Source organism: Chloroflexia bacterium SDU3-3, from assembly GCA_009268125.1.
In the GTDB taxonomy this organism is placed as follows: domain Bacteria; phylum Chloroflexota; class Chloroflexia; order Chloroflexales; family Roseiflexaceae; genus SDU3-3.
This window is the reverse complement of sequence record WBOU01000007.1, coordinates 344,166-358,461: the sequence shown is the minus strand read 5'-3', so window position 1 is coordinate 358,461 and position 14,296 is coordinate 344,166. Positions and strand designations below refer to the sequence as shown.

Here is a 14,296-nt window from a genome sequence, read left to right as displayed (position 1 = left end):
CGCGTGAGGCCGCGATGACGCCATCATAACACATCGATGAATGCAAAAGCCGTGCGCCAGTTTCCCAGCGCACGGCCACATAAAACGACGATCTAGCTGTTCAGAAAGGCATCGTAGTCGGATGTGAACACATCCAGCAGCTCGAAGTGCGGCAGCGCGCCGGTTGGGAACTCGCGCACCTTCCAGTTGGGCCGGTTCTGCACCTTGCCCACGCCCGTGTAGTCCTGGAAGTCGCCGTGGGTGCCGTGGGCCAGCCACACCGGCATATCAAGCTGGTCGTACACGCGGTCGATGTCGGCGCTGAACAGCGTGCCCGAGATAAACGTCAGCGGGGCGAAGCGCGCCCCCGGCTGGTGCGCCGTCTGATACGAGTACTCCAGCAGGCCCTTGTCGATATGCTCCGAGCCAAACGTCTTGCCCAGGTAGTAGCGCTGGCTGGCGCGGCTGTTCAGGCCATCGAAGAAGGCCTGGCTCCACAGCGGCACCTTGTACACCGACTGCAGCGCGGGGATTCCCCGCGTGCTGCCCGGCTCCTCATAGTAGCGGTCGCCCGCGCTGAACGCTGTGGGCGAGACCAGCGCGAGGCTGCGGAAGGCCTCGGGGCGCTCGCTGGCCGCGCGGGCCAGGAACTCGCTGCTGAGCGAGAGCGCCAGCGCGTCGATCTGCTCCGCGCCGGTCTCACGCTGGATCTCCTCGACCATGGCCAGAACGGCATCCGTGAACAGGCGCGGCGTGTAGCTGCGGTCGGAGCGCTCGGAGAAGCCGAAGCCCGGCAGGTCAAGCGCGTAGACCTTGCGGTTAGGCGCATAGTGCTCGTAAATCGGGCGGACCTCGTAGGATGAGGCGGCGGCGTTGATGCTGTGGATGAGCAGCAGCGGCTCGCCCTCGCCCGCCGTGTAGTAGCTTAGCTGGCCCGCCGTGGCGCTGCTCAGCTCGCGGCGTTCGCCCGAGACGGCGTTGGGAAGCGGCAGCTCGTGCGGCACCACCCACGCGCTGTAGGCGATGCCGCCCAGCAGCGTGGCCAGCGCCCCGCCGCCCAGCGCCGTGGCGAGCTTGGGCTGGCGCTTCGGGGCGCTTCGTTTTGCGGCGCTTCGTTTTATGGAAATGAGACTCATGGTCGATATTCCTCCTGTTGCTATGCCTAGCATCTATACGCAGCGAGCGGCGCAGAGGTTTTCTTCGCATAGGGCAAGCAACTTTGGGGCCAGCACGCACCAGGGCCGGGCAACCTGTGCGGTTGCCCGGCCCTGGTGTGCCTTGGCGGCGGGGTGCTAGAACGGAAGATCCTCGACCGAGTCCTGGGAAAGATCCTCCGCCGCCTCGGCGGCCTGCTGTGCCTCCGGCTTCGCATCGAGGAAGAGCACGTCTTCGGCGCGGACCAACAGCTTAAAGCGCCGCTCGCCGGTCTTCTTGTCTTCCCACGACTGCGTCTCAAGATGCCCGACCACCCGGACGCGGCTGCCCTTGTGCAAAAACTGGCCACACAGCTCTGCCTGACGCTCCCAAACCTCGACCGGCAACCAATCCGTCTCCACGATCCGCTCACCAGACTCCATGCGCCCGGCGTAGCGCTTGGTTGCGACTCGGAAGTTGCAGACCGCAACGCCCGATGGCAGGAACCGCTGCTCGGGGTCCATCCCCAGCCAACCGATCAGCTCAACCCGGTTTGTCGTGCCCTTGATGGTGTTCATTGCTCTTCCCTTTCGTAGATACTCTTGTTTAGGTGCCAGCAACAAGCGGCTGGTCTTTGGCTATATACCGCCGTTGGGCGAGGGGAGTTACGCAGATATCGCCTGATTTCGAGCGCGATTTAGGATGCGACAACGCGGCGCTGCTGGCCGTTCTTCTGGAACTCACGCAGCAGCGTGGCGGCCTGATCGTAGGTGAGCTGGGCCGAGGCGACGCCGTAGCGATCCTGGGCCGCATCCTCCAGCGAGATGCTGTGGGTGCGAGCCAGCTTCTCCAGGGCCTGGAGCTGGCGCTCATCGGCGGGCTGGCCAGAAGGGGCGGCAGGGCGCGGCGCGGGCTGGCTGCTGGCGGCAGCGCCACGGTAGGCAGGGCGCTCCTCGGCCAGCTTCTTCAGGCCATCGATAAAGGTGCTGGCCTGGCCCTTCGTCATTGTCACCAGGTCGACCTCTTGCTCGCCGGCGTAGGCCGAGAGCTGCTCGGCGCTCCACGCCAGGTCTTCCTGAAGGGCGGCGATGTAGTTGCGCTGCTTGTCGCTGGCAGGCGAATCAGGGTCGCGCACGGTGAAGGGCGCGGGGGCACCGCCAGCCTCGCGGATGGCGCTGATCTGCGCCTCCACGGCCTCGCGCTGGGCCTGGTAGATGCGCATGCCGAGGTCGACCGCCTTGGTCACATCCTCGTCGGTGGCGTCCACCGGCAGGGTGACGGTCTCCTCGATGGTGATGTAGTCCTCGCCGATGCGCACGGCGGCGCGGTAGGTGCGGGCGACGCTGCGGTCTTCACTTGCTTTGCGGGTAGTTGCCATGGTGGTGTTCCTCCTGTCTGGCTGCTGTGGGAGCGGGCCAGGCGACGGTTACTCGTGTTTACCAGTAGATGCTCTTCCCTGCTGTCGCGTTGGCGGCGAGTGCCGCAAGCCCAGGGGATGTAGCCGTAATTATAGCACAGATGTACCGTTTTCACAAGCACATATTTGCGAAATTGCACGTTTCTACACGCTGCGCTCCCCTAGTTCTCCGCATCTACACCTCATCCAGAAGCAATTCGAATGCCTCCAGCGCACGGCTGGCGGGCCGACCGGCCACATGCAACGTGCTGAGCATGCGCTGGATGCGCAGGCCCTCCACATCCAGCACCACCAGCCGCCCGCTCTCTAGCTCGGCGCTCACGGTGGCCTCGGAGACGATAGCAATGCCCAGGCGGGCCATCACCGCCTGCTTGATCGCCTCGGTGCTGCCCAGCTCCATGGCGATCTGGATCTCCACGTGGTGCTCGCGCAGCGCGGCCTCGGTCACCTCGCGGGTGCCCGAGCCATGCTCGCGCACGATGAACGGGGCGCCCTGGATCTGCGCCAGTGTGACCCTAGGCAGGACGGCCAGTGGGTGCGCGGGCGCGGCGATCGCCACCAGCGTATCGCTGCGCCAGGGCCGCGTGGCCACGCCCTCGGCATCGACCGGCCCCTCGACAAAGGCCATGTCCAGCGGCATGCTAGTGAGGCGGTCGAGGATCTGCTGGGTGTTGCCGATGTCGAGCACTAGCTCGACGCCGGGGTGGCGCTGGTGGTAGGTGCCCAGCAGCGCGGGCAGCATATAGATGCCGATCGTGCTGCTGGCTCCGATGGTCAGGTGGCCGCGCTCCAGGTTGTGCAGTTGGGCCAGGGCGCGCTCGGCCCCGCGCTCGGCGGCGAAGATCTGCGCGGCGTAGCGCTGCAGCAGCCGCCCCGCCTCGGTCAGGCCGATCGGGCTAGCGCTGCGGTCGATCAGCTTGGCGTCAAGCTGGCGCTCCAGCTCCTGGATGCCCTTGGAGATGGCGGGCTGACTGATATAGAGCCGCTCGGCGGCGCGGCTGAAGCTCTGCTCGGCGGCCACGGCGGCGAAGAGACGGACGAGGTGCAAGTTCATGCGATAACTTCTTGTTATAGAAAGAGAAGGAATATGTATTGGAATTATAGCCAGCTTTCCGCTACGCTGCACAGGTAGCTTTTCTGCGCGTCTGGACGGGCCAAGACGCCCGCCGAGGCGCATACTGCGAGGATGTGTGATGCGACGTTTTTTTGACCGCGACGCCAGCCACTACCGGCTGCCAAGCATGCAGCGCTACCTCCCTGGGCTGTGGCTGGCTGGCGCGATAGCCCTGTTCGCCTGGCTGCTGCAGCTAGCCGAGGAGCGCGTGTTTGGGCACGCCGCCATCGAGGCGCTGGTGATCGCGCTGCTGCTGGGGATCGCGTGGCGGGCGGCGCGCGGCCTGCACGAGGCGGCGCGGCCCGGCGTGGCCTTCGCGGGCAAGCAGCTGCTGGAGTTCGCGGTGCTGATGCTGGGCGCGACGATCAACGTGCCCATGGTGCTGAAGGCCGGGCCAGTGCTGCTGGGCGCGATCGTGGCGGTGGTGGTGCTGGGCATCAGCTTCAGCGCGCTGATCGGGCGGGCGGTGGGCCTGCGCCCCAAGCTGGCCACCCTGGTGGCGGTGGGCAACTCGATCTGCGGCAACTCGGCGATCGCCGCCGTGGCCCCGGTGATCGACGCCGAGCCGGACGATGTGGCCAGCTCGATCGCGCTGACCGCAATCCTGGGCGTGGCGGTCATCCTGCTGCTGCCGCTGCTCATCCCGCTGCTGCACCTCAGCTTCTACCAGTACGGCGTGCTGGCCGGAATGACGGTGTACGCTGTGCCGCAGGTGCTGGCCGCCACCTTCCCGGTGAGCCAGGTGAGCGGCGAGATCGGCACGCTGGTGAAGCTGGTGCGCGTGCTGATGCTGGGGCCGGTGGTGCTGTTCTTCTCGCTGCGGCGGCGCGCGCCGGGCCAGAAGATCGCGATCAGCAGGCTGGTGCCGTGGTTCATCGTGGGCTTTCTTATCATGGCCGCCGTGCGCAGCGTGGGTCTGTTCCCGGCGAGTCTGAGCGACGCGGTGGGCAACCTGAGCCGCATTCTCACCGTGGTGGCCATGGCCGCGCTGGGGCTGGAGGTGAACCTGCCCGCCGTGCGCCGCGTGGGGCCGCAGGTGGCGGTGGCGGTGGTCGGGTCGCTGCTGGCGCTGCTGGCGGTGGCGCTGACCCTCATCCTCGGGCTGGGCATCGGCGCGGGGATGTAGCCCGTTCTGGCCCATCCAATGGCATACTCTCTGCAGGGCATCGGCAGGCACGGTTCTGTGGAAGGAAACAGCCATGGCCCAATTTGAGAGCGTGATCCTAGATGTGGATGGGACGCTGGTGGACAGCAACGACGCCCACGCCCGCGCCTGGGTGGAGGCCTTCGGCGAGCTTGGCATCGACGCCGATATGGCCCAGGTGCGCAGCCTGATCGGCAAGGGCAGCGATCACCTCATCCCCGAGGTATGCGGGGCCGGGAAGGACTCACCCGAGGGCAGGCGCGTCAGCGAGCGGCGCGGCCAGATCTTCCGCGAGCGCTACCTGCCGCAGCTGCGGGCCTTCCCCGCCGCCCGCGCGCTGGCCGAGGCGCTGCGGGGGCGTGGGCTGCGTCTGGCGGTGGCCAGCTCGGCCCAGGCCGATGAGCTGGGCGCGCTGCTGAAGATCGCAGGGGTCGACGACCTGATCGAGCGCGAAACATCTTCGGATGATGCCGAGCGCTCGAAGCCCGACCCGGACATCGTGCAGGCGGCGCTGGAAAGGCTGGGCAGTGCACCCGAGCGCACACTGATGCTGGGCGACACACCCTACGACGTGGAGGCCGCCGCGCGGGCGGGCGTGGCCAGCATCGCGCTGCGCTGCGGCGGCTGGGGCGACAACCAGCTGCGCGGGGCTGCGGCGGTGTACCAAGACCCGGCGGACCTGCTGGCCCGGCTCGACAGCTCGCCGCTGGGCGAGCAGTAACCACGAAGACGCGAAGACGCGAAGATTTGAAAAAGGGCTTTTACCACCAAGACCCCAAGGATCCAAGAGATAGAAGAGGATGCGTACTGCGAAGGTTTGAGGGTAGGGAAACAGCGGCCACCTGCGCGATGCAGATGGCCGCTGTTTGCTAGTGGCCCAGGATGACGTGGGGCTGGTACAGCTCCTGAAGGAAGGTCAGCTCGTCGGGGGCAAGGGTGAGCGCGGCGGACGCGACTGCCTGATCGAGGTGGTGCGCCTTGGTCGAGCCGACGATCGGCGCGCTGACCCCGGGCTGGTGCAGCAGCCAGGCCAGCGCGACCTGGGTGTTGCTCACGCCGCGCTGCTGGGCCAGCTCGCTGACGCGCCCGACGATGGCGGCGTCGCTCTCGCTGTGGTAGAGCGCGGCGATGCCCTGGTCGGTCTTGGCGCGCTGGGTCTCGCCGCCCTGGCCGCGCCCTCCGGCCAGAAACCCGCGCGCCAGCGGGCTCCACGGGATGAGGCCCACACCGGTGGCGCGGCAGAACGGGTTCATCTCGCGCTCCTCCTCGCGGTAGACCAGGTTGTAGTGGTTCTGCATGCTCACAAACTTGCTCCAGCCGTGCTTCTCGGCGGTGAACTGCAGCGAGGCGAACTGCCATGCGTACATGCTCGACGCGCCGAGGTAGCGCACCTTGCCCGCCCGCACCAGGTCGTTCAGCGCCTCCATGGTCTCCTCCATGGGCGTGTCGGGGTCGAAGCGGTGGATCTGGTAGAGATCCACATAGTCGGTCTGCAGCCGCCGCAGCGAGGCGTCGATCGAGTCCATGATGTGCTTGCGCGAGAGGCCGGTGTCGTTCGGGCCGTCGCCCACGGGCAGGCAGACCTTGGTGGCCACCACCACCTGGTCGCGCCGCGCGTACTCCTTCAGCGCCCGCCCCAGGATCTGCTCGCTGACGCCCAGCGAGTAGAAGTCGGCGGTGTCGAAGAAGTTGATGCCCAGCTCCACCGCGCGCTTGATCAGCGGGCGGCTGCTCTCCTCATCAAGCGCCCAGGGCCGCCACTCCGGCGTCCCGTAGGTCATGGTGCCCAGGCAGATCCGCGAGACCTTGAGGCCAGTTTTCCCCAGATTGACGTACTGCATCGCTCCCTCTCTTCTGAACGCACGCCGAGCGAGCGCACGGCCACAGGCGGGCAGCGTGGTGTGGCTGCCGCAGCACACGGGCGCGGGCGACGGCGTTCTGTATCCTGTAGGTGGGACGCGGGAAGTATAGCATAGGCGGCAGCGCAGAGCCGCCGCGCGCGCTCCATCGCTCGGCGGATTTTCTGCCGCCCTATGATCAGAAGAAGGACCGATGCCCAGGCCTATACAAAGCGCCCTGGGTGGAACATGGCGATCGGGTGCGCCGTCGCACCATCCGCCGCTAGGTCGGCCAGCACCTCGCCCACCACGCTGGCGAACTTGAAGCCGTGCCCCGAGCAGGGCGAGGCCAGGATGACGTTGGGGTGCTGCGGGTGGGCCGCGATGATGAAATCCTCGTCGGGGGTGGTGGTGTAGAGGCATGTCTTGGCGTCCACCAGCTCGCCGCCCAGGTCGGGCATCAGCCGATCGATGGTGGCGCGGATGTGGGCCACCTCCTCGGGGTGGACGGCGCGGTCCACCGCATCGGGCTCGCAGGCCGCGCCCTTGCGGAAGTAGGCCGCCTTCACGCCCAGCGGCTCGCTCGGCTCGGCGGGGAAGCCGTAGAACTGCAGGCCATCCTCCAGCTGCCAGATGAAGATCGGGAAGCGCTCCGGCTGGTAGGCCGCGAAGCCGCTCTTGGGGGCGAACCAGTAGAGCACCTGGCGCTCGACCAGCAGCGGCAGCGCCAGGTCGGCCATCAGGCGGGGTGCCCAGGCCCCCGGCGAGAGCACCAGCCGCGCGGCGCGGTAGCTGCCGCTGGCCGTGGTGACGCGCACGCCCTCGCCATCGGCCTGCCAGCCCAGCACCGGCTCCTCGAAGTGCAGCTCGGCACCGCGCGCGGCGGCCAGCCGCTGGTGGGCCAGGTTGGCCAGCTCGGGGATAACCACACCCGCGTTTGGCTCGTAGAGCGCCACGGTGCCGGGGGAGGGCCGCATCATGGGGTAGCGCCGCTGGATCTCGGCGGCGTCCAGCAGCTCGTGGGCTAGGCCGTGCTCGCGGGCGCTGTGCAAGGCCCCGGCCACGGTGGCGCTGTCGGGCGGGCCGATCATCAGGCCGCCGCTCAGGGTCAGCAGTCGCTCGCCCGAGTCGCGCTCAAGCTGCCGCCACAGCTCGTAGGCGCGCAGCAGCAGCGGCACGTAGGCCGCGCCCTCGAAGTAGGCCTGCCGCACGATCCGCGAGCGGCCATGGCTGGAGCCGTTGCTGTGGGTGGGGGTAAACTGCTCTAGCCCGAGCACGCGCTGGCCGCGCTGGGCCAGGTGATAGGCGGCGGCGCTACCCATCGCGCCCAAGCCGACGACGATGGTGTCGTACACATTGTTCATGGCGTTCTTCTCGCTGTTGTGTGGGTGGCCTGGGGAAATTGTAGCACGGCTGCGCGGGCCGCTGCGTTCTGGTTTACCACCAAGGCGCCAAGAAGCAAACGGGAACCGTTTACCACGAAGACGCGAAGGCGCGAAGTTCTTTTACCACCAAGACGCCAAGGCTCCAAGAAAAAGCGATCTACCTGCGCTGGGCGAGGCCTTCCCGCTGCGGCGAGGATTATGGCCAGCAGGCATAGGGGCGCACCTTCGCTGGATGGGCGAGGCCAGCTGGTTTACATTCGCGGGCCGCCGTGTTACACTCGCAGTCCATCAAAAAGGAGAGGCGCATGAACTCTGCGCCTCTCCCTATTCCCTACCCTCTATTCCCTCACAGCACAGCGCTAGGCCAGCGCCTCCTCGGGGAGGATGATGTGGCGACCGACGGCCTGGGCCACGGCCTGAAGCTGCGGCACCATGGTGGCGAAGTTCTGGAACGTGAGCGACTGGCCGCCGTCCGACTGGGCGCGGTCGGGGTCGGGGTGGACCTCGACGATGATGCCGTCGGCACCGGCGGCCACCGAGGCCAGGGCCAGCGGCGGCACCAGGTACCACTTGCCGGTGGCGTGCGAGGGGTCGGCGATGATCGGCAGGTGCGAGCGGCGCTTGGCCAGGGCCACCGCGTTCAGATCCATGGTGTTGCGGGTGGCGGTCTCGAAGGTGCGGATGCCGCGCTCGCACAGGATGACGTTGGGGTTGCCAGTGGCCAGGATGTACTCGGCGGAGAGCAGCCACTCCTCGATCGTGGCCGAGAGGCCGCGCTTGAGCATCACAGCCTTGCCGCTGCGGCCCGCCTCCTCCAGCAGCTGGTAGTTCTGCATGTTGCGCGCGCCGATCTGCAGAATGTCGGCGTAGCTGGCGACCAGATCCACGTCGGTGGGCGTCATCACCTCGGTGACGATCGCCAGGCCGGTGATGTCGCGGGCCTTGGCCATCATCTTCAGGGCCGCCTCGCCGTGGCCGCGGAAGGTGTAGGGCGAGGAGCGCGGCTTGAACGCGCCGCCGCGCAGCATGGTCGCCCCGGCGGCCTTCACCTGCTTGGCGCTCTCGATGATCATCTCCTCGTTCTCCACCGCGCACGGCCCGGCGATCACCACGCAGCCGCCGCCGCCGATCTCGATCCCGCGCACGTTCACCACGGTGTCCTGCGGGTGGAACTCGCGGGCGGCCAGCTTGTAGGGCCGCGTGATCCGCACGGCCTCCTCCACGCCCTCGAAGTGCTCGACCTCCTCGCGCAGGGTGGGCGGGATGCTCGCGCCGACGACGCCGATGATGGTGCGCTCGGCACCCTGCGAGAGGTGGCCCTGCAGCTTGTGCTCGGCCAGGCGGCCCAGCACGCGGTCGATGTTTTCCTGGGTGGCGTTGTTACGCATCACGATGATCATGGTCGGCTCCTTCTGAATGAGTGGTAGCAGTCGCTCTATGTCATGGTGTGCTGCCAGCGCGGCGGCTGGCGGCAGCTCGATCTCGTACGAAAGCGCGGTCATTGGCGTGGCTCCATGGGCGTAAAAAAACGGCGGGCCACGCTGGCACCGCCGTGCTACTCCACCGAGGTGGGGCTACTCTGCCGCTGGGCGCTGGCCGATGTGAGCTGGGCGCGCTCGGGGCGCAGGTTCACCGCGCCTCGGATGTAGACGTGCACCACCTCATCGGCCTGGCGCGTGGTGTTCCAATGCACCAGCACGCGGATGCAGCGCTGGAGACTGCCGGGCACCGCCATCTCGTGCGTGCACATGAGCGCCGTGTCGAGCCAGCCGAGCTGGCGCGCGGCCACCGCAGGGAATTCCGCGTTGAGATCGGGCGTGGTGCTGAAGATAGCGCTGGCGATATCCTCGGGGCGCAGGTCGTTGCTGCGGATGATGCGCTCAAGCATATCGCGGGTCGCCTCAAGAATCTCCTCGCGGGTGTTGGCCTCGCATGTGGTCGCCCCGCGGATGCCTCGGCAGTAGATGGTCACGGTCGCTCTCCTTGCAGTGTGGATGCGATGCATCGGTTGATTGTCGCTCTGTCGCCTACGGTGGGCTACGCTGCCCTCGGTTAAAAACAGAAGAGGCGTGGAGCCTCGTTGCTCCACGCCTCTGAAAGTCGTTCTTGGGAAATTTCAGTCAACGCGAAGCAACCAGGCTCGTTTTAGGCTGGCGTAGAAGTAATAAAAGTAAAACGAGTTGTTGCGAGCTGCGTTCACGAAAAGCTAACCCTTTTGGTACTGACTGATGCAGTGGTGACGATAGCACAAAAGTATACGCTTGTCAACCGACAGATCATATCTCGCCACCCGGGCTTTTTCGCCCGAGCATGGCCTGCAAATGCGGTATCGGACGGCCATGGACACACAACAACAACCGATCCTTGCCATCGTCGGGCCGACGGCGGTGGGCAAGACCGCGCTGGCCCAGGTCGGGCCGACCGGCTGCGGCTTCGATGAGGATGGTTCCTCGCGTTTGGTGGGTGTGTACCCTGCGCGGGCGGCGGCTCGGTCGGCCCGCCCGGCTGCGGCTTCGATGAGGATGGTTCCTCGTGTTTGGTGGGTGTGTGCCCTGCGCGGGCGGCGGCTCGGTCGGCCCGCCCGGCTGCGGCTTCGATGAGGATGGTTCCTCGTGTTTGGTGGGTGTGTGCCCTGCGCGGGCGGCGGCTAGGGGCCTGCCCCTAGCAACCCCGCGAGGGGGCGATGCCCCCTTCGATCCCCCAATTTTGGGCGTTCCTGTGCTGTTCCCTGGCTGCTGGTGTTTGTGCATATGGCCAGTGTGCGCGAGCGGCACCTTCGCCGCATGGGCCGGGTGGGTAAGGTTTGGAATATCGCGGAAGCCAATTGCGTCACCCCGGAAGCCAATTGCGTCACCCCGGAAGCCGTTTGCGTCACTCCGGAAGCCGTTTGCGTCACTCCGGAAGCCGTTTGTGTCACCCCGGAAGCCGTTTGCGTCACCCCGGAAGCCGTTTGTGTCACACCGAAAGCCGTTTGCGTCACCCCGGAGCCAGATTGCAGCAGCGCGGCCCGGCCCATCCGACGAAGGCATGTGCGTGTGGCGGCTGGCCATACTCTTCACCGCAGCGGGAAGGCTGGGCGGGTCGCTGGCAGGCCGATTTCCCCTGCGCTTTTCTGACCTTCGCGCCTTCGAGTCCTCGCGTTGAAGCGGGTTCCCTTGGTATCTTGGCTGCGCAGGCTGCGCCGTTTCGCCCAGGCATGGCCTGCAGATGCGGTATCATACGGCCATGGACACACAACAACAACCGATCCTTGCCATCGTCGGGCCGACGGCGGTGGGCAAGACCGCGCTGGCGATCGCGCTGGCCCAGCGGCTGGGCGGCGAGATCATATCGGCGGACTCGCGCCAGATCTACCGGCGGATGGACATCGGCACCGCCAAGCCCACGGCGGGCGAGCTGGCCGCAGCGCCGCACCACCTGATCGATATCGCCGAGCCGGATGAGGATTTCTCGCTGGCGCGCTACCAAGATCTGGCCAGCGCCGCCATCGCCGAGGTGGCCGGGCGCGGCAGGCTGCCCATGCTGGTGGGCGGCACCGGGCAGTACCTAGCCGCCGTGCTGGAGGGCTGGCAGATCCCGCGCGTCGCGCCCGACCCGGCGCTGCGGGCCAGGCTGGAGGCCGAGGCGGCAGAGCTGGGAGCGGATGCGCTGCACGCGCGGCTGGCCGCCGTGGACCCGCAGGCCGCCGCAGGCATCCTGGCCAGCAACACCCGCCGCGTCATCCGCGCGCTGGAGGTGTACGAGCTGAGCGGCCAGCCGATCTCGGCGCAGCAGGGCAAGGTGCCGCCGCCCTACCGCATCCGCACGCTGTGGCTGCAGCTGCCCGCCGAGCCGCTCTACGCGCGGATCGACGCCCGCGTGGATGCCATGGTGGCGGCGGGGCTGGTGGATGAGGTGCGCGGCCTGGTGGCGCAGGGCTACGGCTGGGATCTGCCCGCCATGTCGAGCCTGGGCTACCGCGAGTTCCAGCCCTACATCGAGGGCGGCGACGCACTGGCCGAGTGCGTGGAGCGGCTGAAGTTCAACACCCACGGCTTCGCCCGCAAGCAGCCCGCGTGGTTCCGCCGCCTGCCGGGGCTGGCCCAGCTGCCCGCCGACACACCCGACCTGCTGGGCGCGGCGCTGGGGCTGCTGGCGGCATAGCAAAGGGGCCTGCGCGGCGTTGCCGCGCAGGCCCCTTTGCTCGGCTACGCGCCGCGCTCGGACTGATCGCCCTCGGCGGGCGGCGCGGGCGGCGGCTCGGGTGTGGGCTGCGGCTCAAGCACGGGGATAGACGGGGGCAGATCGGCAGGCTCGGCGCGGAGGCGCTGGAACTCGGCCACCGCGTACTCTAGGAAGCGCTCGGCGTCGCCGCCCTGCGGCAGGGCCAGCTTCTGCTGCAGGCCGCTGGCCAGCTGCACGCCCAGGCGCTGGCAGGCCTCGCGGCCCAGCTCGCCACGGCGGCGCAGGAACTCCTGCACCAGCGTATAGTCCTGCTCGCTGATCAGGTTGGCCTGGGGCAGCGGCGCGCCCTGGGGCGCGGTGGGTGTCGGCGCGGGGCGGGCCGGGGCGGGGGCGCTCAGGCTGGCCAGGGTCACATCCTGGCGCTCGCGCACCACCAGCGTGCCCGCCGCGAAGTCGCCCAGGCGGCGCGAGCGGGTGTCGATAAACATCGTGATCACGCCGATGCCGTAAAACGCCGGCAGGAAGTCGACCAGCCGGATGAAATTGCGGATGGCCACGCTCAGGAAGGTCACGGGCTGGCCGCCGTCGCGCACCACCCGCAGGCCCACCAGGCGCTTGCCGGGGGTCTGGCCGCTCCACACCAGCTCGAAGATAATGTAGTAGCCCCACAGGATTACCATCACCAGCAGGATGATCAGGGCCGCGATCACGCTCTCGGACGCGCCATCCAGCACGCCGATCGAGTCGCGCAGCAGCCCAGCGCCGAACAGCACCACCGCCATGGCCAGCGCGATCAGCAGCGAGTCGACCACCGCAGCCAGAAAGCGCGACCCGATGCCAGCCACGTCGTAGCTGAACTCGATATTTTCCGGCGTGTCTACCGTATAGGTGTCGTACATCTATCGAGACCCCTGGCTCTACGCGCCCGCGCGATCTGCGCTGCGCGGCATATTATACCTGCTGCACATCATCCTGCGCCGGGGGCAGGAAGTTCACCCCTGGCGAGTCGTGTGCGACATGGGCGGTGTCGTTGACCGAGTGGAGCTGCCAGTGCCCCTTGCGCTGCGAGATGATCGAGATCGAGGTGTTGCCCACCAGCGTGAAGGGCCAGGGCCAGGTGGCCTCGCCATCGGTGCGGGCGTGCTCGATCAGGGCGCGGATGGTGCCGCCGTGCGCGACGATCAGCACGTTGCCCTTGGCGTGGCGCGCGGCGATCTGATCGAGCGCGGCGCTGGCGCGATGGTAGAGATCGGTCATGCTCTCGGCGTTGCCGCGCGGCAGATCCGCGCCGCCGTCGAGCTGCTCAAGCGCGGCCAGATCGCGCACGGCGATCTCGGCGCGGGTCAGGCCGCTCCACCAGCCGATGTCGATCTCGCGCAGATCGGGCACGGGCACCGGGTCGATCGAGATCATGTCGCCGATCGCGCGGGCGGTGTCCCAGGCGCGCAGCAGATCGCTGCTGTAGAGCGCCGCGAAGGGGATGGCCTCCTCCTCAAGGCGCTGGGCCACGCGCTCGGCCTGGGCGCGCCCAGCTGCGTTCAGGGGTATGTCGGCGTGGCCCTGCCAGCGCCCAGTGATGTTCCAGTCGGTCTCGCCATGGCGGATGAGGTAGAAATTGGTCACGTCGTCCCTTCCTTATCTGGTGTCGGCGTGCGCAGATCAAGGCGCATGATCAGCGCGGGGTGGCCATCATCGTTGGTGATGGTGGCCACGGGCTGAAAGCCGACCTTGGTGTAGCAGCGGATGGCCCGCCCGTTGCGCGGGTCGGGGTCGACGATCACCGTGCGGGGGTGCTCGCGCTGCGCCACCAGGCCGAGGAAGGCGCGCAGGGTGGCCGTTCCCACCCCGCGCCCGACCAGCTCTGGCTCGCCGAGAAACATGTCGACGCCGACCTCATCCGCATCCGCGCGGTAGTACTGGATATAGCCGATGGGCCGCCCTTCGCCCTGCAGCGCGATAAAGCGCGCCGCGCTAGGGCTGCCGTAGTGCGCGGCCACCTTCTCAAGCGTATCGTCGCCGTTATCCCACCACTCCCTCACGTGGGGTCTGGCCAGCCAGGCCAGCAGCAGTGGGAAATCTCGATGCTCCACCGGGCGAAAGCTGATCTCCATCATCGCTCCA

14 protein-coding genes are annotated in these 14,296 nt (G+C 67.7%); 3 read left to right on the top strand and 11 right to left on the bottom strand.

Annotated elements, in window-relative coordinates:
• Positions 1-92: 92 nt before the first annotated feature.
• The 4 genes from F8S13_14410 to F8S13_14395 all read right to left on the bottom strand — a co-directional run bounded on the left by F8S13_14410 (position 93) and on the right by F8S13_14395 (position 3,584).
• Positions 93-1,115, bottom strand: a complete 1,023-nt coding sequence (locus F8S13_14410; protein KAB8142735.1) for an alpha/beta hydrolase — start codon at positions 1,113-1,115, stop codon at positions 93-95.
• 156 nt (positions 1,116-1,271) lie between these two features.
• Positions 1,272-1,691 (bottom strand): single-stranded DNA-binding protein, encoded by a 420-nt coding sequence (locus tag F8S13_14405; protein ID KAB8142734.1) that lies wholly within the window; start codon positions 1,689-1,691, stop codon positions 1,272-1,274.
• Positions 1,692-1,810: 119 nt separating this feature from the next.
• A complete protein-coding gene (locus tag F8S13_14400; GenBank protein KAB8142733.1) occupies positions 1,811-2,491 on the bottom strand; it encodes a hypothetical protein in 681 nt (226 codons plus the stop codon).
• A 214-nt stretch (positions 2,492-2,705) separates the two neighbouring features.
• Positions 2,706-3,584, bottom strand: coding sequence for a LysR family transcriptional regulator (locus tag F8S13_14395; GenBank protein ID KAB8142732.1), 879 nt, complete (start codon positions 3,582-3,584; stop codon positions 2,706-2,708).
• A 187-nt stretch (positions 3,585-3,771) separates the two neighbouring features.
• On the opposite strand from F8S13_14395, the gene F8S13_14390 reads away from it, so the two are divergent.
• Entirely contained in the window at positions 3,772-4,770 is a 999-nt protein-coding gene (locus F8S13_14390; GenBank protein KAB8142774.1) for a putative sulfate exporter family transporter, read from the top strand.
• A 73-nt stretch (positions 4,771-4,843) separates the two neighbouring features.
• Entirely contained in the window at positions 4,844-5,509 is a 666-nt protein-coding gene (locus tag F8S13_14385; protein KAB8142731.1) for an HAD family hydrolase, read from the top strand.
• Positions 5,510-5,657: 148 nt separating this feature from the next.
• Here the strand turns inward: F8S13_14385 and F8S13_14380 are convergent, their stop codons facing one another.
• The 4 genes from F8S13_14380 to aroH all read right to left on the bottom strand — a co-directional run bounded on the left by F8S13_14380 (position 5,658) and on the right by aroH (position 9,983).
• Positions 5,658-6,629: an aldo/keto reductase gene (locus F8S13_14380; GenBank protein KAB8142730.1), complete on the bottom strand. Its 972-nt coding sequence runs from the start codon at positions 6,627-6,629 to the stop codon at positions 5,658-5,660.
• Positions 6,630-6,850: 221 nt separating this feature from the next.
• Positions 6,851-7,990: an N-methyl-L-tryptophan oxidase gene (solA, locus tag F8S13_14375; protein ID KAB8142729.1), complete on the bottom strand. Its 1,140-nt coding sequence runs from the start codon at positions 7,988-7,990 to the stop codon at positions 6,851-6,853.
• A 380-nt stretch (positions 7,991-8,370) separates the two neighbouring features.
• Positions 8,371-9,411: a 3-deoxy-7-phosphoheptulonate synthase gene (aroF, locus tag F8S13_14370; GenBank protein ID KAB8142773.1), complete on the bottom strand. Its 1,041-nt coding sequence runs from the start codon at positions 9,409-9,411 to the stop codon at positions 8,371-8,373.
• 155 nt (positions 9,412-9,566) lie between these two features.
• Entirely contained in the window at positions 9,567-9,983 is a 417-nt protein-coding gene (aroH, locus tag F8S13_14365; protein KAB8142728.1) for a chorismate mutase, read from the bottom strand.
• 1,253 nt (positions 9,984-11,236) lie between these two features.
• Between aroH and miaA the strand changes: the two genes are divergently transcribed.
• Positions 11,237-12,154: a tRNA (adenosine(37)-N6)-dimethylallyltransferase MiaA gene (miaA, locus tag F8S13_14360; GenBank protein ID KAB8142727.1), complete on the top strand. Its 918-nt coding sequence runs from the start codon at positions 11,237-11,239 to the stop codon at positions 12,152-12,154.
• Between the two features lie 44 nt (positions 12,155-12,198).
• On the opposite strand, the gene F8S13_14355 is transcribed toward miaA, so the two are convergent.
• From F8S13_14355 to F8S13_14345, 3 genes are read right to left on the bottom strand one after another with little or no spacing between them, the layout of a single operon-like run.
• Positions 12,199-13,074 carry an RDD family protein gene (locus F8S13_14355; protein ID KAB8142726.1) on the bottom strand — a complete coding sequence of 292 codons (876 nt, stop codon included), beginning with the start codon at positions 13,072-13,074 and terminating at the stop codon, positions 12,199-12,201.
• A 52-nt stretch (positions 13,075-13,126) separates the two neighbouring features.
• On the bottom strand, positions 13,127-13,798 hold the full coding sequence (locus F8S13_14350; GenBank protein ID KAB8142725.1) for a histidine phosphatase family protein: 672 nt from the start codon (positions 13,796-13,798) through the stop codon (positions 13,127-13,129).
• Entirely contained in the window at positions 13,795-14,289 is a 495-nt protein-coding gene (locus F8S13_14345; GenBank protein ID KAB8142724.1) for an acetyltransferase, read from the bottom strand. Before F8S13_14345 ends, F8S13_14350 begins: the two co-directional genes overlap by 4 nt.
• Between the last annotated feature and the right edge of the window lie 7 nt (positions 14,290-14,296).

Bases quoted from the DNA above. Each gene is read 5' to 3' on its own strand.
- F8S13_14410 (KAB8142735.1), bottom strand. From the start codon at position 1,115: ATGAGTCTCATTTCCATAAAACGAAGCGCCGCAAAACGAAGCGCCCCG.
- F8S13_14405 (KAB8142734.1), bottom strand. From the start codon at position 1,691: ATGAACACCATCAAGGGCACGACAAACCGGGTTGAGCTGATCGGTTGG.
- F8S13_14400 (KAB8142733.1), bottom strand. From the start codon at position 2,491: ATGGCAACTACCCGCAAAGCAAGTGAAGACCGCAGCGTCGCCCGCACC.
- F8S13_14395 (KAB8142732.1), bottom strand. From the start codon at position 3,584: ATGAACTTGCACCTCGTCCGTCTCTTCGCCGCCGTGGCCGCCGAGCAG.
- F8S13_14390 (KAB8142774.1), top strand. From the start codon at position 3,772: ATGCAGCGCTACCTCCCTGGGCTGTGGCTGGCTGGCGCGATAGCCCTG.
- F8S13_14385 (KAB8142731.1), top strand. From the start codon at position 4,844: ATGGCCCAATTTGAGAGCGTGATCCTAGATGTGGATGGGACGCTGGTG.
- F8S13_14380 (KAB8142730.1), bottom strand. From the start codon at position 6,629: ATGCAGTACGTCAATCTGGGGAAAACTGGCCTCAAGGTCTCGCGGATC.
- solA (KAB8142729.1), bottom strand. From the start codon at position 7,990: ATGAACAATGTGTACGACACCATCGTCGTCGGCTTGGGCGCGATGGGT.
- aroF (KAB8142773.1), bottom strand. From the start codon at position 9,411: ATGATCATCGTGATGCGTAACAACGCCACCCAGGAAAACATCGACCGC.
- miaA (KAB8142727.1), top strand. From the start codon at position 11,237: ATGGACACACAACAACAACCGATCCTTGCCATCGTCGGGCCGACGGCG.
- F8S13_14355 (KAB8142726.1), bottom strand. From the start codon at position 13,074: ATGTACGACACCTATACGGTAGACACGCCGGAAAATATCGAGTTCAGC.
- F8S13_14345 (KAB8142724.1), bottom strand. From the start codon at position 14,289: ATGATGGAGATCAGCTTTCGCCCGGTGGAGCATCGAGATTTCCCACTG.